This is a genomic window from Vibrio agarilyticus (genome assembly GCF_012641465.1).
In the GTDB taxonomy this organism is placed as follows: Bacteria; Pseudomonadota; Gammaproteobacteria; order Enterobacterales; family Vibrionaceae; genus Vibrio; species Vibrio agarilyticus.
Window position 1 is genome coordinate 51212 of sequence record NZ_JABAIK010000007.1, and the last position, 21832, is coordinate 73043.

21 protein-coding genes are annotated in these 21832 nt (G+C 47.1%); 6 read left to right on the top strand and 15 right to left on the bottom strand.

What is annotated here, in order from left to right; genetic code table 11:
- Positions 1 to 194: 194 nt before the first annotated feature.
- Positions 195 to 1379 (top strand): formate-dependent phosphoribosylglycinamide formyltransferase, encoded by a 1185-nt coding sequence (gene purT / locus HGP28_RS08585; protein WP_168836039.1) that lies wholly within the window; start codon positions 195 to 197, stop codon positions 1377 to 1379.
- 60 nt (positions 1380 to 1439) lie between these two features.
- On the opposite strand, the gene HGP28_RS08590 is transcribed toward purT, so the two are convergent.
- A complete protein-coding gene (locus HGP28_RS08590) occupies positions 1440 to 2087 on the bottom strand; it encodes a thiopurine S-methyltransferase (protein ID WP_168836040.1) in 648 nt (215 codons plus the stop codon).
- Positions 2088 to 2419: 332 nt separating this feature from the next.
- On the opposite strand from HGP28_RS08590, the gene HGP28_RS08595 reads away from it, so the two are divergent.
- Entirely contained in the window at positions 2420 to 3193 is a 774-nt protein-coding gene (locus tag HGP28_RS08595) for a RelA/SpoT domain-containing protein (protein ID WP_168836041.1), read from the top strand.
- Between the two features lie 53 nt (positions 3194 to 3246).
- Here the strand turns inward: HGP28_RS08595 and ihfA are convergent, their stop codons facing one another.
- The 3 genes from ihfA to pheS form a co-directional block, all read right to left on the bottom strand.
- Positions 3247 to 3540 (bottom strand): integration host factor subunit alpha, encoded by a 294-nt coding sequence (gene ihfA, locus HGP28_RS08600; protein WP_168836042.1) that lies wholly within the window; start codon positions 3538 to 3540, stop codon positions 3247 to 3249.
- Positions 3541 to 4033: 493 nt separating this feature from the next.
- Positions 4034 to 6439, bottom strand: a complete 2406-nt coding sequence (gene pheT / locus HGP28_RS08605; RefSeq protein ID WP_168836043.1) for a phenylalanine--tRNA ligase subunit beta — start codon at positions 6437 to 6439, stop codon at positions 4034 to 4036.
- An 18-nt stretch (positions 6440 to 6457) separates the two neighbouring features.
- Positions 6458 to 7441, bottom strand: coding sequence for a phenylalanine--tRNA ligase subunit alpha (pheS, locus tag HGP28_RS08610; RefSeq protein ID WP_168836044.1), 984 nt, complete (start codon positions 7439 to 7441; stop codon positions 6458 to 6460).
- Positions 7442 to 7815: 374 nt separating this feature from the next.
- Here pheS and speA point away from each other — a divergent pair, with 374 nt between their 5' ends.
- The 3 genes from speA (at position 7816) to HGP28_RS08625 (ending at position 11580) form a co-directional block, all read left to right on the top strand.
- Entirely contained in the window at positions 7816 to 9738 is a 1923-nt protein-coding gene (gene speA / locus HGP28_RS08615; protein WP_343033836.1) for an arginine decarboxylase, read from the top strand.
- Positions 9739 to 10671: an agmatinase gene (gene speB / locus HGP28_RS08620; protein WP_168836046.1), complete on the top strand. Its 933-nt coding sequence runs from the start codon at positions 9739 to 9741 to the stop codon at positions 10669 to 10671. It begins immediately after the preceding gene.
- Between the two features lie 252 nt (positions 10672 to 10923).
- Complete coding sequence (locus HGP28_RS08625) at positions 10924 to 11580, top strand: nitroreductase family protein (RefSeq protein WP_168836047.1); 657 nt, start codon at positions 10924 to 10926, stop codon at positions 11578 to 11580.
- A 150-nt stretch (positions 11581 to 11730) separates the two neighbouring features.
- Here HGP28_RS08625 and HGP28_RS08630 read toward each other — a convergent pair whose 3' ends face one another.
- The 6 genes from HGP28_RS08630 to HGP28_RS08655 all read right to left on the bottom strand — a co-directional run bounded on the left by HGP28_RS08630 (position 11731) and on the right by HGP28_RS08655 (position 15236).
- Positions 11731 to 12183, bottom strand: a complete 453-nt coding sequence (locus tag HGP28_RS08630; protein WP_168836048.1) for a hypothetical protein — start codon at positions 12181 to 12183, stop codon at positions 11731 to 11733.
- A gap of 32 nt (positions 12184 to 12215) precedes the next feature.
- Positions 12216 to 12476 carry a hypothetical protein gene (locus tag HGP28_RS08635; protein WP_168836049.1) on the bottom strand — a complete coding sequence of 87 codons (261 nt, stop codon included), beginning with the start codon at positions 12474 to 12476 and terminating at the stop codon, positions 12216 to 12218.
- Between the two features lie 36 nt (positions 12477 to 12512).
- Positions 12513 to 12968: a DUF2214 family protein gene (locus HGP28_RS08640; protein WP_168836050.1), complete on the bottom strand. Its 456-nt coding sequence runs from the start codon at positions 12966 to 12968 to the stop codon at positions 12513 to 12515.
- An 18-nt stretch (positions 12969 to 12986) separates the two neighbouring features.
- Positions 12987 to 13751 (bottom strand): class I SAM-dependent methyltransferase, encoded by a 765-nt coding sequence (locus HGP28_RS08645; protein ID WP_168836051.1) that lies wholly within the window; start codon positions 13749 to 13751, stop codon positions 12987 to 12989.
- A gap of 144 nt (positions 13752 to 13895) precedes the next feature.
- Positions 13896 to 14240, bottom strand: coding sequence for a YajD family HNH nuclease (locus HGP28_RS08650; RefSeq protein ID WP_168836052.1), 345 nt, complete (start codon positions 14238 to 14240; stop codon positions 13896 to 13898).
- A 129-nt stretch (positions 14241 to 14369) separates the two neighbouring features.
- Positions 14370 to 15236 (bottom strand): patatin-like phospholipase family protein, encoded by an 867-nt coding sequence (locus tag HGP28_RS08655; RefSeq protein WP_168836053.1) that lies wholly within the window; start codon positions 15234 to 15236, stop codon positions 14370 to 14372.
- A 416-nt stretch (positions 15237 to 15652) separates the two neighbouring features.
- Here HGP28_RS08655 and HGP28_RS08660 point away from each other — a divergent pair, with 416 nt between their 5' ends.
- Positions 15653 to 15844, top strand: coding sequence for a hypothetical protein (locus HGP28_RS08660; RefSeq protein ID WP_168836054.1), 192 nt, complete (start codon positions 15653 to 15655; stop codon positions 15842 to 15844).
- A gap of 60 nt (positions 15845 to 15904) precedes the next feature.
- Here the strand turns inward: HGP28_RS08660 and phnR are convergent, their stop codons facing one another.
- From phnR to HGP28_RS08685, 5 genes are all read right to left on the bottom strand, one after another.
- Positions 15905 to 16612, bottom strand: coding sequence for a phosphonate utilization transcriptional regulator PhnR (gene phnR / locus HGP28_RS08665; protein ID WP_168836055.1), 708 nt, complete (start codon positions 16610 to 16612; stop codon positions 15905 to 15907).
- A 9-nt stretch (positions 16613 to 16621) separates the two neighbouring features.
- The gene (locus HGP28_RS08670; RefSeq protein WP_246225674.1) at positions 16622 to 18331 is read right to left on the bottom strand and encodes a putative 2-aminoethylphosphonate ABC transporter permease subunit; all 1710 of its coding nucleotides are present in this window, start codon (positions 18329 to 18331) and stop codon (positions 16622 to 16624) included.
- Between the two features lie 36 nt (positions 18332 to 18367).
- Positions 18368 to 19480 (bottom strand): putative 2-aminoethylphosphonate ABC transporter ATP-binding protein, encoded by a 1113-nt coding sequence (locus HGP28_RS08675; RefSeq protein WP_168836057.1) that lies wholly within the window; start codon positions 19478 to 19480, stop codon positions 18368 to 18370.
- Positions 19481 to 19642: 162 nt separating this feature from the next.
- A complete protein-coding gene (locus tag HGP28_RS08680; protein WP_168836058.1) occupies positions 19643 to 20650 on the bottom strand; it encodes a putative 2-aminoethylphosphonate ABC transporter substrate-binding protein in 1008 nt (335 codons plus the stop codon).
- Between the two features lie 187 nt (positions 20651 to 20837).
- Positions 20838 to 21767 carry a LysR substrate-binding domain-containing protein gene (locus HGP28_RS08685; protein ID WP_168836059.1) on the bottom strand — a complete coding sequence of 310 codons (930 nt, stop codon included), beginning with the start codon at positions 21765 to 21767 and terminating at the stop codon, positions 20838 to 20840.
- Between the last annotated feature and the right edge of the window lie 65 nt (positions 21768 to 21832).

Here is a 21832-nt window from a genome sequence, read left to right on the forward strand (position 1 = left end):
AAATACGCCGCGCAGCTCTGTAAATCTTTTCAATACAATCACCAACATAACGCCAACTAACGTGCCTCCTCGTATCGATAGGTAATACCGGAATCAATTTCGATGCGCATGACGCAAACGTTTGCATGTGGCTCATTTTTCAGTATGATCGCCAGCAGTTTTCGTTTCATCACTGTATTTTGTAAGGGAAATCTATGTTTGGTACTGCAACTCGCCCCTCCGCCACTCGCGTGCTTCTGCTTGGCTCTGGTGAGCTTGGTAAAGAGGTCGCCATTGAATGCCAACGGCTTGGGCTTGAAGTGATTGCTTGCGACCGTTATGCCGATGCGCCCGCGATGCAAGTCGCGCACCGTAGCCATGTAATCGACATGCTCGATGGTGATGCTTTAGCGGCCCTTATAGCCAGTGAAAAGCCTGATTTTGTCGTACCCGAAATTGAAGCGATTGCAACCGACACGCTAGTGGAACTTGAAGCGCAAGGCCTCAACGTGGTGCCGTCAGCGAAAGCGACTCAATTAACCATGAACCGTGAAGGTATTCGCCGACTTGCCGCGGAAACACTTGGACTCAACACCTCCGCTTATCAATTTGCAGACAATTACGCCGATTTCACTCAAGCGATTGAGACCGTTGGTCTGCCTTGCGTCGTCAAGCCAGTAATGAGCTCTTCGGGTAAAGGTCAAAGTGTACTTCGTAGTGAAGACGATATAGAGGCAGCTTGGTTGTACGCTCAGGAAGGGGGCCGCGCGGGCGCTGGACGTGTAATTGTAGAAGGCTTTGTCGACTTTGATTACGAAATTACGCTACTAACCGTACGCGCCGTTGATGGCGTGCATTTTTGTAAGCCTATTGGTCACCGCCAAGAAGACGGTGATTATCGTGAATCTTGGCAACCGCAAGTTATGTCTGACAACGCTCGCAAAGCGGCAGAATATACCGCGGAGCAAGTGGTCAACGCATTAGGCGGATATGGCATCTTTGGCGTAGAGCTGTTTGTAAAGGGCGATAACGTCATTTTCAACGAAGTCTCCCCTCGCCCTCACGATACTGGCTTAGTTACCTTAATTTCCCAAGACATTTCAGAATTTGCCCTGCATGTTCGCGCCTTTACCGGCATGCCGATTGGTGCGATTGAGCAATTTGGCCCATCGGCTTCTGCGGTTATCCTTGGGCAAGGACAATCACAAGATGTGCGTTTTGACGGTATGGCCGAGTGTTTAGCAAAGCCTAAAACCCAGTTACGTCTTTTTGGTAAACCAGAGATTAACGGTCGCCGTCGCTTAGGCGTGGTATTGACTCGCGCAGAAAATACCGAAACGGCAGTGACTCAAGCGGTTGAACAGGCCAAGCAAATTAAAGTCATTTACTCACCAGATTAAACCCGTTTTTTCTTGCGCACAAAAAGGGGCAGGTCATCAACCTGCCCCTTTTGGGGTCTGTTAAGTCTCTATCAAGTAAACCTGCTCAGAAAAGCGACTTAACCCCTTTTGCACTCTTTTCGGATGGGCCTCGTCGGCGTCATCGACAAATAACTGGGTGATTTTGCACTGCTCAAACCTTTGACTAATTTCCGTAAAAGGCACGCTGTAAGGCGGACCTGACATCTCTTCTTGCGCATAATCGAGCGTGACTAAAAGAATTTTTCCGCCGGGGTTAAGATGTTCAAGCAGCCTACGAACATACGCCTCACGTTGTGACGGAGAGAGTGCGCTCAATGCAGCTCGATCGTAGATGCGGTCCGCTTTACTCAAAGGCGCGGTAAAGAAATCCCCACTATAAATCGACAATTCATCAAATTGATATAACTGATGCGAGCCACTAAGCTCAGTCACCGTTGGCGTGTAGAAATGCTCCGCAAAAAACGCTCGTACAGCGATGGGACATAACTCAACGCCAATAACATTATCGTGTCGCGCAGCAAGCCACACAAGATCTTCACTTTTACCACACAAAGGCACCAAGACGGAATGATGCCGCTCAGGCTGAGTTGCACCCCAATATTGGCTTAAGAGAGGATTAACATCGAGAAGATGAAATCCGATTTGATTGCTGGCCCATTTTTGGTGCCAAAACTCTTGTTCTTGCATTCTATTTTTATTTAAAAGCTGACTGATTATCCATCCTAACCAAATCTTGACATTAACGGTAGTCAAAGCGTTAAGGTGATCGCATTTGCCACGGTCAATTACTGATAACATCATTGACGTATTGAGAAGCAAATTACAGAATTTTTATCTGACAGCGGTCAGATTAAACTATTAACCTGTCGCCCTTCTCCAACAGTGCGATATAACGCAAAGTTTTGTAAAGGTACTGTTGTTTCTCGATAACTCGACCCAATATAGTTGTTAGACCCTGTTTGTTTCTGCCCTGCGCTTTTTGCTCACCTTTTTGAAACAATGCAAGGTAAGGATTGTCGATGAATATACTGCTTCGCACAACAGCATTGATGCTGCTAGTACTAAGCCGAGCGCCTGCAATTAGTGCAGCGCCACTGGTTAGCCAAGTGGATAACCCCACTCGCGCGACCGGGCAAAATCAAGTTTGCCCAAAATTATTTCGCCATAGCCTCAACGGCCTTTATGGCATCACCAATTTTGACAACACGCCCCCTCAACCTGAAAATGATTTTGAGCGTTTGTACGACAATGCGCTCACTGCCCAAACCGAACTCGAAACACTATGCAGTAGCGCGGCTCTGCTCAGTGACACCAAAACCGTCTTTGCTGGTGTCAAATCTCGCGAGCGTGCTCAAGAAAAAATCGCAACTGAACTGGGTGGAAATGTTTCCGCGATCACTGATATCGCTCGAGCGACGATCAGCGCTGATTCGATTGAAGCACTGGTGAGCGCATTTGAAGTGCTTGAACGTGAAACCACCATTGTGCGCGTGAAAAATCGCTTCAAAGAACCAGCACGTTCGGGTTACCGTGATTTAAACATTCTTGTAAAATTACCCCAAAGTGGCCATATCGCAGAGGTGCAAATGCACTTAGCGGCAATTGCAGAAGTTAAGAGCGGCCCTGAACACCTACTCTATGAGAAGATCCAAAAAATAGAACGCGTTGCGGCAACAGAGCAGCGCGATTTAAATGACATCGAATTAGCCGAAATCAGTAAAATGCGCCGAACGTCTAAGCAGCTCTATCAAGACGCATGGCAGCCTTATCTCACTCCTCAAGCCGCGGCCTAATGCATCAATAACCATCATAAAAAAGACCACGCTTTGCGTGGTCTTTTTGCATCTTACTCAGGTTTCAAACTTTCTACGCGAGCTTTTAGCTTCTGTCCGGGGCGAAAGGTCACCACGCGGCGGGCTGTAATAGGAATGTCTTCACCGGTTTTCGGGTTTCGTCCGGGTCGTTCATTTTTATCTCGTAGATCGAAATTACCAAAACCGGACAGTTTTACCTGTTCCCCACCTTCCAGTGCTTTACGAATTTCTTCAAAGAACACTTCAACCGTTTCCTTGGCATCCCGTTTACTGAATCCTAGTTTTTCAAACAGGTTCTCTGCCAAATCGGCTTTTGTGAGCGCCATAGACCTTTCCTCAAAAACTGTGTTAAACAATGCTACGTGTGATAGCGATAATGGTCAATTTACCCTACCAATCAACAACATATCGGGTTTACACAAGAAGTGTATGCCAAGCTTATGATTTTCGCCAACTTTTTATCAAATTCCTGAGAATTAATACGCGATTTTTGCCTTCCCTTGACACAACACCGTGCATTTGTCACACAAAAACAACACGATAGCAACAGAAGCTTATTTCTCGCCAAAATTTGCCACAGCCAACTTTAGCTATGCAATAAATAAAAAACCCTGCCGAAGCAGGGTTTACAATTACTAATCAACAGACACTGATACCCAAACAACTTGAAGATACCGATAGGCAACAAGTGAACAAAGCCTTCGAGCACGTCATGCACATAGATACACGATGCAATAAGGTTCGTGAGTGCCCATTGCTTAATTTTCCAAGGAACAGGCACTTCAAATGTGGCAAGTATACCGTGTCATTTGATTGGGTTTATTCACGTAAGCTCGCGCCAAATTTCGTCGAGATGTGAGCAACGATGGCATCTACCGCGCCAGCGATATCCGCATCCTCAAGCGTGCGCTCAACAGATTGCAGTGTTAGTGCGATAGCAAGACTCTTCTTCCCTTCTTCAACGCCTTTGCCTACGTAAACGTCAAACAGTTTCGCCGCTTTTAGGAACTCGCCGCCTTGCTCTAGGCACGCATTCACGATGTCGCCAGAAGCCACTGCATCATCCACCACAACCGCGATGTCACGACGGTTTGCAGGGAACTTAGATAGCGCTACAGCTTCAGGGATCACTTTAGCGTTGATTGCGTTCCACTCGATTTCAAACACGATAGTGCGGCCGTTCAAGCCAAACTTGCGCTCAAGTTCTGGGTGAACCGTACCAATCACACCGACCTCTTTGCCGTCTACCATAATTGCCGCAGACTGACCTGGGTGAAGCGCTGGGTTCGCTTTTTTGCTTTCAGGTGACAATGCAACGAAAGAGTACGCTTTTTCGTTTGCTGAAAGTTCTAGAATCGCTTCCAGATCGCCTTTCATGTCAAAGAAGTCAACCGTGTTGGTTGCGATATCCCAGTGCTCTTCGCTACGCGCACCAGAGATCACACCCGCTAGCATCGGCTCTTGACGCATGCCATTTTCTGCTGATTCACAAGGAATAAAACGTAGGCCATATTCAAACAAACGAACACGTGGCTGCTGACGTTTTTGGTTGTGAACAACAGTGTTTAGCAAACCTTGGATGAGACCAAGACGCATCGCCGACATGTCCGCAGAGATTGGGAATGGCAGGATGAGTGGCTCAACACCTGGTACGATTAACTTTTGCTGCTCTGGCTCAACGAAGCTATAAGTGATGGCTTCGTGGTAACCACGATCCACAAGCAGATCACGTACGCGTTTGAGCGGTTGAACCGCTTCAACTTGGTCGTGCATCTTAAGCGCTGCAACTGGGTGTTGGTTTGGAATGTTGTCGTAACCGTAGATACGGCCCACTTCTTCAATCAAGTCTTGCTCGATGGCGATATCAAAACGCCATGTAGGTGCAACTGCAACCCAACCTTCAGCATTTGCTTCAACGCTCATACCTAGACGCTCTAGGATTTCAACCACATCGCTATCTGCAATGTGGTGGCCTAGTAGGTTGTCTAGTTTAGTTCGACGTAGAGCAACGTGGTTTGGCTTAGGAAGGTCTGCTTCTGACTCAACCGCCACAACAGGCGCGACTTCGCCGCCACAGATCTCAACAAGAAGCTCAGTTGCACGCGCCATTGCGGTCACTTGCAGTGCATAGTCCACACCGCGCTCATAGCGCATTGAAGAATCGGTATGCAAGCCGTAGCTACGCGCGCGGCCGCGAATATGGTCAGGTGCAAAGAAGGCGCACTCAAGCAGTACGTCTTTCGTTTCAGTCGTTACGCCAGAACCTTCACCACCAAAAATGCCCGCGATAGCGAGTGCTTTGTTGTGATCAGCCACCACCAGTGTGTCGGCGTTCAGTTCGGCTTCGCTGCCATCTAGAAGGGTTAGCTTTTCGCCTTGCTCAGCAAGACGAACTACGATGCCACCTTCAATTTTAGCAAGATCGAAGGCGTGCATTGGTTGGCCTTGTTCTAGAAGAACATAGTTCGTTACGTCTACAACTGGATCGATTGAGCGGATACCACAGCGGCGCAGTTTCTCTTGCATCCATAGCGGCGTTTCAGCTTGTACGTTGACGTTTTTGATCACACGACCTAGGTAGCGTGGACACGCAGCTGGCGCTTTCACTTCAATAGACACAGTGTCAGCAATGGTTTCAGCAACTGCTGCTACTTCTGGCTGCGCCACGTCGGCACGGTTAAGCACGCCAACTTCACGCGCTAGACCACGAATGCTGAAACAGTCGGCGCGGTTAGCGGTTAGGTCTACGTCGATGGTGACGTCATCAAGGCCTAGGAATTCACGGAAGTCAGTACCGATAACCGCATCTTCTGCCAGTTCCATGATGCCGTTTGACTCAACGTCGATACCCAGCTCAGAGAATGAACAAAGCATGCCGTGAGATGGCTGACCACGCAATTTGGCTTTTTTGATTTTGAAATCACCAGGAAGCACTGCGCCGACGGTTGCTACAGCAACTTTCAGCCCTTGGCGGCAGTTTGCTGCACCACATACGATGTCGAGCAGTTCTTCTTCGCCTACGTCTACTTTCGTTACACGCAGTTTGTCAGCGTCTGGGTGTTGACCACATTCAACAACGTAACCCACTTTAACGCCATTGAACGAGCCAGCAACAGGAAGAACGTCGTCAACCTCAAGACCGGCCATAGTAATTTGATGTGTTAGTTCGTCAGTGGTAATCGCAGGATTCACCCACTCACGAAGCCATGATTCGCTGAATTTCATTGTGATAGATCCTCTGGATTACTTGAACTGTTTTAGGAAACGAAGATCGTTTTCGAAGAATGAACGAAGATCGTTTACACCGTAGCGCAGCATGGTGAGACGCTCGATACCCATACCGAATGCAAAACCAGAGTATTTCTCAGGGTCGATACCGACGCTACGAAGTACGTTCGGGTGAACCATACCGCAGCCTAGTACTTCGAGCCACTTGCCGTTTTTACCCATTACGTCTACTTCAGCTGAAGGCTCAGTGAACGGGAAGTATGAAGGACGGAAACGGACTTGCACTTCTTCTTCAAAGAAGTTGCATAGGAAATCATGCAAAATGCCTTTTAGCTGCGCGAAGTTGACGTTTTCGTCAACCAGCATGCCTTCCACTTGGTGGAACATTGGCGTGTGCGTTTGGTCGTAGTCATTACGGTAAACACGGCCCGGAGCAATGAAACGAAATGGTGGTTTGCCATTTTCCATCGTGCGGATCTGCACGCCAGAGGTGTGCGTGCGCAGCATCAAATCTGGGTTAAAGAAGAAGGTATCGTGATCAGTACGCGCTGGGTGATCCGCTGCAATATTCAGTGCATCAAAGTTGTGGAATGCATCTTCAATTTCTGGACCAGATTCGGTTTTAAAACCAAGCTCGCCAAAGAATTTTTCGATTCGCTCAACCGTGCGGGTCACTGGGTGCAAACCACCATTTTCAATGCGACGACCTGGCAGGGTCACATCAATCGTTTCCGATGCCAATTTCGCTTCGAGCTCAGCGCTTTGCAACGCGTCTTTACGCGCAGCAATCGCCTGCTGCACAACGCCCTTCGCTTTATTGATCTCTTGGCCTGCCTCACGGCGCTCTTCTGGTGGCAATTTTCCTAAGCTTTGAAGCTGAGTGGTAAGCTCACCTTTTTTGCCGAGGTACTGAACACGCACTTCATCAAGCGCGACGAGCGAATCTGCTGCGTTAATCGCCGCGTTCGCGTTAGCAATGATCTCTTCTAGATGTTGCATCGTTTCCTCATCTACCTTGGGGTAGTGTCCATGAAGGATTAACTGTCTTTAAAATAGCTCTACATAGTAATCAAACCGAGGAGTAAAGCCAAATTGAAATACCAAAACAACACGTTATTGAACAAAAACAGACCATTCGAATACAAAAACCCAATCTTAACGACAAAATTTAATAACTAGACTCGCTGCGCGTTTTAACCGTTAATGCCGCCAACACGGACACCGTGCCAGGTCATGATTGTTCTATTTGCTGAAAAACCAGCAAATATCACCAAAGCGGTCAGCGTCAAACCCTTCGCTGCGGGCAATCATGTGTGTTTGTTATACCCAGTGCCGTTCGCCTTCTACACTTAAGGCTATTCTGGGTATGATCTGTGAGAGTCGATGTGGAAAAAACATCTCAATTAGACCGCGTTCGTGCGGACTACAACGTGCACTATTGGAGTCAAGGATTTTACGGTATCGATGATAGCGGTGAGGTTTATGTCTCCCCCCGCTCCGATAAAGCACACCAAGTGCCCTTTAGCCAAATTGTGAAGCAGCTCGAGCAACGTGGTATCAACATGCCACTGCTGGTACGCTTTCCTCAAATCGTTCACCAACGCGTTCACAACATCTGTCACGCTTTTAACCAAGCGATTGAAGAATATCAATATTCTAATAACTATTTGCTGGTCTACCCGATTAAAGTGAACCAACAGCGTGAAGTGGTTGACCAAATTTTAGCCAGCCAAGCTCAGCTTGAAACGAAACAACTTGGTCTTGAAGCAGGCAGCAAACCGGAATTATTGGCCGTTTTAGCGCTCGCGCAACAAGCCAGCTCGGTGATCGTCTGTAACGGCTATAAAGATCGTGAGTACATTCGTCTCGCGTTGATTGGTGAAAAGCTCGGCCACAAAGTGTTTATCGTCCTGGAAAAACTCTCTGAGCTTGACATGGTGCTTCGTGAAGCCAAAAGCCTTGGAGTGAAACCGCGTTTGGGCTTGCGTATTCGCCTCGCCTCGCAAGGTGCCGGTAAATGGCAAGCAAGCGGCGGCGAAAAATCGAAATTTGGCCTTTCAGCCTCACAAGTGTTAACCGTTATCGAGCGTCTCAAGCAAGAAAATCAACTTGATTCCATGCAATTGGTTCACTTCCACCTTGGCTCACAAATGGCCAATATTCGTGATATTCGCAACGGTGTAAATGAATCTGCCCGTTTTTATTGCGAACTTCGCGAACTCGGCGCATCAATTGATTATTTCGATATTGGTGGTGGTCTTGCAGTCGATTACGATGGTACGCGCAGCCAATCATCGAACTCAATGAACTACGGTCTAACTGAATACGCCCGCAATGTTGTGAATACCGTTGGCGATGTCTGCCGTCAGTATAAGCAGCCAATGCCCGTGATTATTTCTGAATCAGGACGCTCTTTGACGGCGCACCATGCGGTACTGATTTCCAACGTCATTGGTACTGAAACCTACCGCCCTGAAACCATCGAACCGCCTAAGGAAGATGCGCCACTGTTATTACAAAACATGTGGAGCAGTTGGGCACATTTGCACGACGGTACAGACGCACGCGCTTTAATTGAAATTTACAATGATACGCAAAGTGATTTGGCTGAAGTGCACTCTCAGTTCGCAACAGGCGTATTAAACCTTGAGCAACGTGCTTGGGCTGAGCAATGCTCATTGCGGATCTATTATGATCTGCACCGTTTGATGAGCACTAAGAACCGCTTTCATCGCCCAATTTTGGATGAACTCAGCGACCGATTGGCCGATAAGTTCTTTGTCAATTTCTCGTTGTTCCAATCGTTGCCTGATGCATGGGGCATCGATCAGGTATTTCCGGTGCTACCGCTCACAGGCCTAGAGCAAGTCGAAGACCGCCGCGCTGTGATGCTCGACATCACCTGTGACTCAGATGGTGCGATTGACAACTATGTTGATGGCCAAGGCATTGAAACGACTCTGCCCGTGCCGCCATGGAGCCCGGATAAGCCCTATATGATTGGCTTTTTCCTAGTCGGTGCGTACCAAGAGATCTTAGGCGACATGCACAACTTGTTTGGCGATACGCACAGTGCCGTGATTGTTATCGACGAAAAAGGTGACATTCATATCGATGAGATCAATGAAGGTGACACAGTTGAAGATATGATGCGTTACGTCCATATCGATGTTGATCGTATTCGTGACAACTACAAACAACTGGTGACTCAGCGCGTCGCGGCACCAGAACAAAGTCAAATCCTTGCTGAGCTTGAACAAGGGCTCGCGGGCTACACTTATCTTGAGGATTTTTAAATGAATGATTTGTTCACAAAGACTGATTATTCACTCTATTCCAACTCGATGTCGTTCATGCGTCGCCCGCATGTGCGTAATCCAGTAAATGCTGATGCGGATTTAGTGGTATTCGGTGTGCCACTTGATATGGCGACATCGGGCCGTCCTGGCGCTCGTATGGGGCCAGACGCCATTCGCCGCGCATCGGTTAACCTTGCGTGGGAGCACAAAAAGTTTCCTTGGGATTTTAACGTCTTCAATAAAGCGCGCGTAATTGACGCTGGAGATCTTGTGTTTGACTGCGGCGACGCGGAAGATTTCACTTATCGCCTTGAAGCGGCCACCAGCGAAATCTTAAAAAGTGGTAAAACCATGCTCGCGCTCGGCGGCGATCATTTCATTACACTACCGATTTTGCGTGCCTATGCCAAACACCACGGTCAAATGGCACTGATTCACTTTGATGCTCATACTGATACCTATTCAAATGGCAGCAGCTACGACCACGGCACTATGTTCTATCATGCACCGCGCGAGGGTTTGATCTCAGCTAAGCATTCTGTGCAGATTGGTATTCGCACCGAATACAATGCAGAGCACCATGGTTTTAACGTGATCAATGCGATGCAAGCCAATGATCTGTCACCGGCGGAAATCGTGGCTGATGTTAAACGCATTGTCGGCGACAAACCTGTTTACGTCACATTTGATATCGACTGTCTTGATCCTGCCTTTGCGCCAGGCACCGGCACCCCAGTAATGGGCGGGTTAAATTCCGATAAGGTATTGAAAATTTTACGCGGATTTGCCGGCATGAACATCGTTGGCATGGATGTGGTAGAAGTTTCGCCAGCCTACGATCACGCTGATATGACGGCGCTCGCAGGAGCCACTATCGCACTTGAACTCATGTACGCATGGGCGTCAGGCAAAGAATTTGGCGATAACTAATCGACCTTGCGGTGGAATAACCTGTTTTAGGGAAGCTTAGGCTTCCCTTTTCTTTAACCATTTTATTAAATTTGCGAAGCGGCTTTATCTACACTTTAGAGCGGGTTTCAAGCGCTTTGATAATGCTCTTGCGTCAAACCAGTTTGAAACGATACCCAAACCATGTGGAATCGCAATAAGCTGTCAACAAAGAAAAGTGTTGGGACTTCATGTGGGATGGGGACATCACGACACTATGGGGAGAGAGTCTGTATGCATGACATCATCAATGAATTGCTAAAACGCTATACCGCTAAGCAATACGACCCTAGCAAACGGGTCCCAGAAGAGAAAATCGAAATATTAAAAGAGGCGATTCGGTTAACCCCCTCTTCCATTAACTCCCAACCGTGGAAATTTCTTCTTTTAGAAAGTGACGAAGCCAAACAGCGTTTTCACAACACATTTGCTATCAAATACCAATTTAACCAACACCACGCTCTTGAAGCATCACACATCATTTTATTTGCCCACAAGCCTAACTACACTCGCGAGGACTTCATTCAACGTTTAGAAGCAGAGCGACAAGCGGGTCGTTTGCCTGATGACATGTACGACGCACGCCTTGAAGGCAGTTTTACGTTTGTTGAAGTTAATACAAACGAATATGGCATCAACAGTCAGTGGACCCGCGCGCAGCTCTATCTCGCGCTCGGTAATGCCTTATGCGTCCTCGCCAGATTAGGCATAGATTCAACCCCAATGGAAGGGGTTGATAGTGAGCTGATTGCAGCGGAGTTTGCTGATGAGTTGGATGGCTACATCTGTGATGTGGCACTAGCCTTTGGCTATGCCAACCCGGGCGAAGACTATAATTACGGTTTACCCAAATCTCGGCTACCCATGGATGAAATTTTCAAAACACTGTGATGTGTTATACCCAAACAACTTGGAGTTGCAGGTAGGCGGCAAGCGAGCAAAGCCTCTGAGCACTTCGTGAACAAAGACGAGCTATGTGATGAGGTTTGTGAGAACCAGCCAACAACCCTGCAACTTCAAGTGGAAAGGGTATAGTTAAAGTCAGCGCGCAGATTGCTTGCGCGCTTGCCGCAAAAACCACCAGCGTAATACAAACACTTGCAGCGCGCTGATCGCCAACATAAGCACTGGAATAAAAAAGCTGAAAATCGCCAGCGAGATGTAAACCAGGCTCAATGCCAATTTTTCTATCAAGTGCGTCGAATGTTCTATGTCTGCCGTTGCGCCATCGGCCATCACACCAAACGCGAGAAGGTAGAAACAAAATAACCATAAACCCGCGAGCAGCGATCTACCGCGAAAAACCCAGCCAATACAGAGCCGAGCCCCAATAAAGGCGACACAGATCAGTAATAATAAGGCTGCAACGTCAAGCGGGTAATGGGTGAGATTTTGCAACGTGTTACCCTGAGTCACTATTGCCGCAACCAAAAGCACCAATGAAATGGTAAACAAAGTAAAGATCAGCGACAGCCGATTTAAGCTGGTTGCCATAATGACTCCCGTGCTCGCTTTAACGATAGAAACTAGCGATAGAAATATCGTGCCACTGCTGTTCCGAGACGATAACCCAAATAGAAAATTCCAACCAATATCACAGATGCCGTGGTGTAACTTAGCCAGACAGGAAATCCAAGCCCAAAGGCAAGTGAAAACGTAATCCCATTGAGCACTTCCAATGGCCACAGATACCAGACTTGAGCCGTGGTTAGGCCTAGGGCCAAAGAAAGCAGGCATAGCACGAGGACACCACCGACAATGCCGCTCCACTGAATTGTTTTTTTCATTACAATCTCTTTTGGTTCACTCCCCCTGTTAATGCATTATGGCCACGATGAAAAACCACGCGCGACGAGAACCGCAAGCAGAGGAATTATTAAAATCAGCGCGATTTGCACGCTAATGTATGAGCGCAATCTCGCTGATAGTGTTATTTCACCGGGATCATCATACTGAAAACGTAGCGAACGTCGACATTTTAGATATTGCACCGTCGGGTACAAAGAGACTAACGCCATGACCACAAAAAGCGTCACTTTAAGATGAAATAGTGGGTTATCCGTGTAGTACTCCGGTGGCTTACCAACCCAAAACCAGAGCCCGACACCACTCATCAACACGCCAAGCGCGGCTAAACCATACGTGGCATCAATCGCCGCGATGATCTCTAAGCGTCGGCGACTGATGGTTGGGCGCACCAAAAACCATTGAGTGACTATCATGGCGGTTAAAATTAATATCGAAAGCAGATGGCAATATTTTATCCAAACGTATTCCATAAACTCGCCTCTATATCCTCAACGGGTGGATACCAAGCCTTTTTGTGCCACACAGACCATTTGCAATGAGGTCGGTTTAAGCAGATCACCGCTCCAATTGCGGTGCAAATTTTCGACGCCAAAGCCTGCGGCATTAAGCAGTGAGGTCACTGTCTTGACCGAGCGGTAACGCATCTGCTGTAGAGATTCATAAACATCGCCATTAGGATAAAGCCGCCGCTTACGAAAATGCATAATACTGCGCTGCGCATCAAAGCGTTCGCGCTTGGCAAAATAGCTCACTTTTTCCCCACCAGGGCTAAAATAAACACCGCCAAAATCATAATCTAACGACGGTTCAACATTGTGACGAAGGGGCAAGCGGCTATCAAAGATGAGGCGCCCGTTAGGACTGAGGTGACGAGCGATATTACGCAGCATACGCAATGCGTCAGCATCGCGAGTGAACGATTGTAAGGCGTTGCCAGAGACAACGGCGATGTCATATGGCGCGCCAAGTTGGAAGTCTCGAGCATCGCCTTTAACGAAATTTATATTATCGATACGCCGCGACTTGTAACACGCATGTCGTAACATTGCAGGGCTAATATCGATGCCCGTAGCGTCAAGAACGTATCGCGTTAACGGAATAGAGACTAGTCCGGTGCCACAACAGACATCCAGTAGTCGTCGCGCACCCTGTGCAATAATCTGTCGCCGCACGAACGCCACGCTTTTTTGATACAAATGCGCGTACTGACAGTCATACTCTTCCCCTGACCAATATTCTGTTAGCGCCTGCATGACGACTCCTTATCGCAACAATGCGTTAAAAAGTATAAGAAGCCACGAGGTATCACGATGCTTCAGCGCTGAGATAGCGGCCATAAAAAAAACGCTCCTGGCTGAGGAGCGTTTCATAACTGGTTAGGAATTAATGACCGTAAATTACTTCTTCATCATCTTAGCGAGATCAGCAAACGGATTGTAGGTCGCCGATTGATGATCGTCTAAGCGTGCGGTGCTCTCAACACCATAACGTTCATGATCAAGGTATTTCGAATGTTCATGATCATGACAGTACAAACAGAGTAGCTCCCAGTTACTGCCATCTTCTGGGTTATTGGTGTGATCATGGTCAATATGATGCACCGTTAGCTCGCGCAGATTGGAATAAGTAAATTCTCGCGTGCATTTACCACACACCCAAGGGTAAAGCTTCAGTGCTTTTTCACGATATCCATGCTCTAAACGTGCATATGCAGCACTGCTTCCTGTGTAATCTGATGACATCTTGGTACCTTTAAGATGATATTAGCAACCTAAATTATTCTCGTGGAGTAGCGCGTCTTATGACATAGCCCTACTGCATTTATACCTGAGTCATTGGAAAAAAGTCACTTAAAAATGCATCAAACCATCTCAGAGACAAAAATGGCAATTTTCGCGCGTTAATCCATGCTCACCAGATAAATTGCGTAGATGCGTGCGCCCTTCCTCAAGGCCCATTTCATAGCCTTCTAACAGCACGGATTTGCGCATCGTTAAACGCTGAACTCGAAAATCGTCAGGTGGCGCGATCACGCGGATCACCGTGCCTTTTGGTGGCTGACGAATAAACTCCAGTGACTCATTATAATTTTCTGAACGTTGCAGCATAGCTTCAGCCATATTCGGGTACTCGGCAAAGAGTTTGCGCATTAGCCAAGGCGTCTGCAGCGACTTTTTTGAATAATTCAGCGGCTGTGACAAAATCACGGTGATTTCACGCGCGCCGCGGCGGTACGCTTCGCGAACCGGAATCGAATCCGCCACTCCACCATCGGTGTAGCAGCCGCCAGAAAAACAAGGCGTTTGTTTATACGCAATCGGTAGCGCGGTAGTGGCTTCTATGGCGTGATGAAAGTTGTTTCGATCAATACGGTAATAGTCCGCCTTGCCTGTCGCGATGTTCGTGGTTGCGGCAAGAAAAGGAATACCATCAAACAATTTTTCAGGGTCAACCGGATATAAACGATTAGACTCTTCAAAGAGCCATTTAACATCGATTAAATCCCCCCCTTTCATAAATCTTGCCCAATCAAAAAATCGACGACTGGTCGCCAGTTGAGTAATGACATTAATGCTGCGATGAGGGTAGTCGGAAAGATAACCAATCAAGTTTGACGCACCAGCAGACACGCCAATCACAAAATCAAATGGCTTATATTCCATATCAATAAACGTATCGAGCACACCAGCGGCAAACACGCCTCGCATAGCGCCGCCTTCAGCAACCAAGGCTTTCATCGCATTTTCCTCACAAATTTTTCACCAGCATAACGTGGGGTTTTAACAGAGAACAGTTGATTTTAGTTATCAACGCGATTGCTGCTTGCTATCAGGCCAGTTAGCTTTGCTACCACGAAGTGAAAAATGCCACTTGATGCGCCACAAGTTGAATAACATCACAATATTTAACAATAGTGATGCAAAAAATAGAAATTTTGATCCATCAGTGAGCATTATTTGAAAAAGTGACTTAAATTTGTAGCCGTACCTTAAAGATTTTTCATTCACAACTACTGTATGCGCTCCGTTATCGTCGAACTCAGTCAGGGAGATGGGCTGTAACAGAAACACGAACGGAACCGCTAAAATCGGGGAATCAGTAGAATGTAGTGAAAGGTTGGTACAAAAACATAACTAATAAAAAGGGCAGAACAATGGAAAACTTAATCACGTCCGCGATGGAAATTCGCAATCGTACTTTAGTGACAAGCTTGCTATCTGATCGAGGGTTTAAAATCACCATGACCGACTTTGACGATATGTCATTTGAAGGAACGGAAAGTCATATCAATGTGCACTATGATCTTTTTTCAAACGTCGAGTCAATCACAGTTGTACCAAAATAAAGCGGTAACAAAATAAGTTCGAATCTAAGTTCGCCAGTCTTATCGACTGGCGTTTTTGTCTCAACGTCCTGTCAACTCTGCCACCGATTCAATCGAAATCGCGTCATGACGCCAATACTCGATATCACAATCAATCAACTCCCCATGCTGATTATAATTGGTGCGCTCAACGACCATTGCCGGAGTCCCCGACGTCGCTCGCAGCGCTTGAGCGATATTACCCAGCAACGTACTGGTGCTAATTCGATACTGGGTTTTTTGATAAATCACGCCATAGTGTTCACGGTAAATATCGGTTAACGAGTGAGTTAAGTCGTAATCCAACAAATGAGGGAAGCGCTCAGCGCGCACATAATTGATCACGTAAACCACCGGGCGGTCTTCTAGATAACGGACTCGATCAACTCGATAAACATTTGAAAATGGCGCTAGATTCAATAATCGTGAAGCGAGCTTATCTGCCAAACTGGTCTTTGCCGCAATGAGCACCGTTTTTGGTTCGCGCTGCTGCGCTCGAGCCATATTGGGAAAATTCAGTGTCTGCGTTGGATCGTAACGCAGTGGCTCTGGTGATATAAACCAGCCACGGCGATCTTCACGGTAAATGCGCCCTTCCGCTTCAAGCAGAGACAAGGCTTCTCGCAACGTCACTCGAGTCGTACCAAACGACTCGGCAAGACTACGCTCGGCCGGGAGCTTTTGCCTTGGCGCCAACATTCCCGCATCAATTTGTTCGACTATCGCATCTTTGATTTTTACATATTGCACGGTGAATCCCTATCGTTTGCGCCACGCCTGCGTTCGCGTGTTTAACCATTTACCTGCCACCATCTGAACAATCTTAGCGGTTGCAGCAGCCATCATGATCATAACCGCCATGGCTGCTGCTGAGCCCGTCTGGCCTGCATCGTCCATATTCAAAATAGAGACGGAAGCAAGAATGGTGTCAGTTGAATATAGGAATACTACCGCAGAAGTGGTGGTTAGCGCATTAACAAACAGATAAGTGGCGATATCCAAGATTGCAGGTAAACAGACTGGCAAGGTCACTTTTAAGAAAAGGCGGTATTGCGGCAACTTCACTGACGCAGCCGTCGCTTCAATTTCACTTGGCAGCTGCTTTAGCGCTGTTAAGGCCGTCATATGCCCAACAGTGTAATAATGCACCACTGTGTTGATCACCAAAAACGCCATTGTTCCATAAAGCCAATTAAACGGATTATTAGCATCATTAAAATAAAAAATATAACCCAAGCCAAGCACCATGCCGGGAACGGCCATTGGCACGACACTGATCATTTGCAGCGTTTGACGAATTGGACCAAAAGCACGCCCTTTTTCAATGCAATACGCCGCGATAAATATCAAGACTGTCCCGAACAGTGCTGTCCAACCCGCCAATGTCAGCGAGTTAAAGAAAGGAAGCCAGCCATAGGTGCTCATCTCGGCAAAATTATAGTTATTCAGAGTTAACGCTTTATTCCATGGCCAAAAAGTGACGAGCGATCCATAAACAGCCATTGCAAGAAGCGCACAAACTGCAGCAGAAATCAAAGCACAATACACAAAACAAAATCCGTCACGAAGACGATTTGGTGAGGGCACATAAGGCACAGAGCGCGTATCAAATAGGCTTTTTTGCTTTTTCTGCACCCAGCGATCTGCGGTAAACGCGAGTAAAGCAGGCAGCAATAAAATCAGGCTTGTTACCGCGCCCATAGCAAAGTTCTGCTGACCAATCACCTGCTTAAAAATATCAGTGGCTAAGACGTTGTAACTCCCACCAATAACTTTTGCGACACCAAAATCGGTAATAACCAAAGTAAACACGACGATTAGTGTACTGATTAGGCCGTATTTAGCCGCTGGAAGTGTCACGACAAAAAAGGTTTTCAGTGGTGATGTTTTTAGCGCACGAGCGGCTTCATAAAGACGCGCGTCTGACGTGCGCAGTGACGTTGTCAAAATCATCAAGGCATGTGGAAATGTCCAAAAAATCAGGCCTAGCGCAATACCGATAAGCCCATATACCGAATGCCCCGAAAGAAGGCTTTTGGCAATACCCTGATTACCAAATAGAAAAATCAGACTGATTGCCGGAAGCAGTGACGGCGCTAAAATGGGCGCGGTCCCAAGAATCTGAAACAAACTCTTTAGTGGCATGCACGAGCGTGTGAGGGCGTAGGCATAACCAAATGCCATGATACCGACCACTAAGGTCACTAATATGCCCACCGCCGCCGTATTGCCGACCGAAACCCAAAGCGAAGCAGAAGCAAAATAAGTCGCAAAGTTGGCAAGACCGACAAATTCTCCGGCGTTGCTTTGCACGCTTTTGGTCAACATCGCCCACAATGGCATGATGATAAACAGCGCCATCAAAGCTGCCATTAATGTCAGTAAACAAAAGAGTACAAGATTGTCTCGACTTATGCGGTTGAACAGCGTTTGGACTTTTACGCTAAGGATCTGAGTTTGAGTGGTCATAGACATTACCGTCATAAATGAATTTCCGTGTTGACGTTAAGCGGCTTGCTCATCACTAACTGCGTAATTTTGACAATCAAAACCATGAAGCCCTTGCTGGGCAAGTGCAATGTAACGAATATCGCCAATGGCAATATTCAGTCGCTCAACTACATCGACAGGCACATCAACAACAATAGGCGCGGCGCCACTGTCGTTTTGCAATACACAATCAACGCGAAAAAAAGCGCCTAAAAACTCTTTCGCAATAATTCGCACAGGCAGGGTTTTAGAATAAGAATCAACAAATTGGATCTGCTGTGGACGCACCGCCAAATCAAAGCGATCGCCACGGCGAAGTTCGCGATTAGTAAGTTGAGGCAGTGGCAGCAAAGTTTCTGCGACGCGCAGCTGGACGTCACTGGCAACTGAGCACTCGATAAAATTCATACAACCTACAAACTCGGCCACAAAGCGCGTTGCAGGCTGCTGATAGATCTCTTGAGGCGTCCCTACTTGCTCAATAACACCATGATTCATCACCACGATGCGATCGGCCATTGATAACGCTTCATCTTGATCGTGCGTTACCATAATCGTGGTGATACCTAGCTTACGTTGCAGATTGCAAATCTCATCTCGCAAATGAACCCGCACTTTGGCATCGAGCGCAGAAAGCGGTTCATCGAGCAGCAATAAGCCTGGCGATAACGCTAACGCGCGCGCAAGTGCCACTCGCTGCTGCTGACCTCCAGACAATTGATTTGGGTATTTTTCACCTGATGTCGGCAAGCCAATAGTGGCGAGCCAATACTCAACTTTTGCCAAAGCATCGTGGTTGGACATACCCTGATTTTTCAAACCAATTGCGATATTTTCTTGAACAGTCAAATTGGGAAATAAAGCATAGGATTGAAAAACAATACCAAAGTCGCGTTTCTCTGGGGGCAAAAAGGTCGTCTCTTGCCGATTTTGATAAATGTGCCCAGAAGAGGGTAAATCAAGACCTGCAATGGCGCGCAGCAATGTGGTTTTGCCGCAGCCCGAAGGGCCAAGAAAACAAATAAACTCGCCCTTTTCAATCGCCAGCGAAATCTGCTTAAGTGCGGTAAATTGACCAAAATGCTTCACCACATTTTGAATGTCGAGATAAGGTTGGGTTGTTGTCATTACACAATCTCCTTTGGTATACACCAAAGTTAATTGTAAATTATGACGCTTAAATGACAGATTTGCAGCAGTAATATGACAATTTTGAATCCGCTAATGCAAATAGCGCCTGCACGCTTCACCAAACGCACAGGCGACTCAACAATACAACACAATAAAATTTTATGATTTTGGCTCAGATTTACCATCAAATTTGGCTGACCACGTTGCTAGAATCGCTGCACGCTGACTGCCCATAGCGGCGAAATCCATTTTCGCCATATTAGCTTGAACATTCGGAAAGTTCGATGCTGTTGCTTTCACGGCTTTATGGCCCACAACCGGGTACATTTGTACATAAAGCTCATTTGCCGCTTGAGAAATCGACCAATCAACCACTCGCTTTGCCGCTTCTGACGGTTGCACGAGTCCTACTGCTTCGGACTCCCAGCCAATGCCTTTTGGGGTGATCACCGCTAAAGGAGCGCCCTGACTTTTTAGTTTAGCGCCGCGGCTTGCCATTGAAATACCGATCGCCACTTCGCCCATTCCCGCTTGCACACATGGCTTTGAACCTGAGTGTGTATAGTGAGCCATATTGTGATCAAGCTTTTCCATATAAGCCCAAGCTTGCTCTTGACCCATATTTTGTAGCCAAGCAGAAACTTGCATATAACCTGTGCCTGACGATGCTGGGTTTGGCATCGCAATATGACCTTTATAGATAGGGTTTGTCAGATCGTTCCACGAGGTCGGTTTGGGTAGATTTAACTGTTGAGCGACAATCTCGTTAAAACAGATAGCATTAAAAAACGCGTCATTTCCAAACCAAGCTTGATTGTCTTGAGGGTCGTTTAAATTGTCATGAAGATCATCTAACCCTTTTGGAGTATAAGGTTTCAAGAGCCCATCTTGCTTTAGCAGCGCCATGGAAGAACCGGCAAGCCCCCACACCACTTCAGCTTGCGGGTTGTTTTTTTCTGCTAGCAATTTCGCTGTCATGATGCCGGTAGAATCGCGCACCCATTTGATTTTGATGTCCGGATTTTCTTTTTCAAACGCGGATTTGTACTTTGCCAGAATATCGGTTTCAAATGCGGTATATACCGTGACCTCTTGCGCGGCAAAAGCGTGATTTGCTAGCAAAGCAAGTAGTGTCGCCATTGTTCCTTTCATCAAACGGTTGTTCATTACTGTCTCCAAGTCATTCATTAAAGGTTGATGCAACGCCACCACTCTAATTGGTCTGCACCAGAATTTAAATTACGATATCGACCTAAGATGACGAATTGGTGACTAAACCGTGGCAGTTTTGCGAAACCATGGCCAAGACGTGACTAATATGCCCAACTCTTTGTGTTAAAAGCATTAAAACCGATTAGTCAGGCGAAAAACAAGTAAGAAGCCAATTCGCAAATTCAGGCACTAAAGGCTTATTTTTCTTACGCACAACCAGATGGTGCTGCCCGCGACTTGGCATACTCCAACTTCCGACTTGAACCAGTTCCCCTTGTTTTAATGGATCGGACACTAACAGATCGCGCACCAACAGCACACCAAGCTGATTGATGGCCGCTTCAATGGCCAGCGCCGAGTGCTCAAATTCAGCGATCACTTTTCGTTTCAAGCACCCAAAGGTCGGCAACGGGCTATCGATATCGCTTTTCTGTCCAACGCTGTGATATTGCGTTTGATAATCAAACCAACTTTGCCACGTTTCTTGATACCCTCCGGTTGCCAGTTTCGGAGCGTTAGCAAGGCAAGAAAGCGTGTTTTGTGGAAAGCGTTTGAGCCAGTATGGATTGGCTACCACTATCCAACGCTCATCGGTGAGGGGGCGGCTCTCGTGACTTATCCACCCGCCATAACCATTAATAATTTCGATGTCAGCCATATCGCTGGCATTTGGCATGGTGCTGGCGGTCGTCGAAATTTTGAAACTCGCTTGCGGGTATTGACGATAAAAATCGGCTAAGCGTGGCATAAGCCATTGAACACAAAAGCTGTGTGCAACATGCAGAACCAGTTGCTGACGCTGATGACGGGAAAAGAGATGTTCGGTGGTGCTTGAAAGCGAAGCAAAAACTTGATTAACCACCACTAAGTAGTCACTCGCCACTTGCGTCAATTGCAACTGACTCGCGGTGCGTTCAAACAAGGTCGCATTCAAATATTGCTCAAGCGCTTTTACTTGCTGACTCACTGCGGCGCGTGTCACATTGAGCTCACACGCCGCTTTGGTAAAACTGCGCAATCGCGCGGTTGCTTCAAACGCTTTGAGCGCATTCAGAGGCGGTAAATTGTGCATTATCTATCAAACACCCACGGTCAATTTCGCCGAGTTTATGAGGTGACAATGACAGATTAATGACA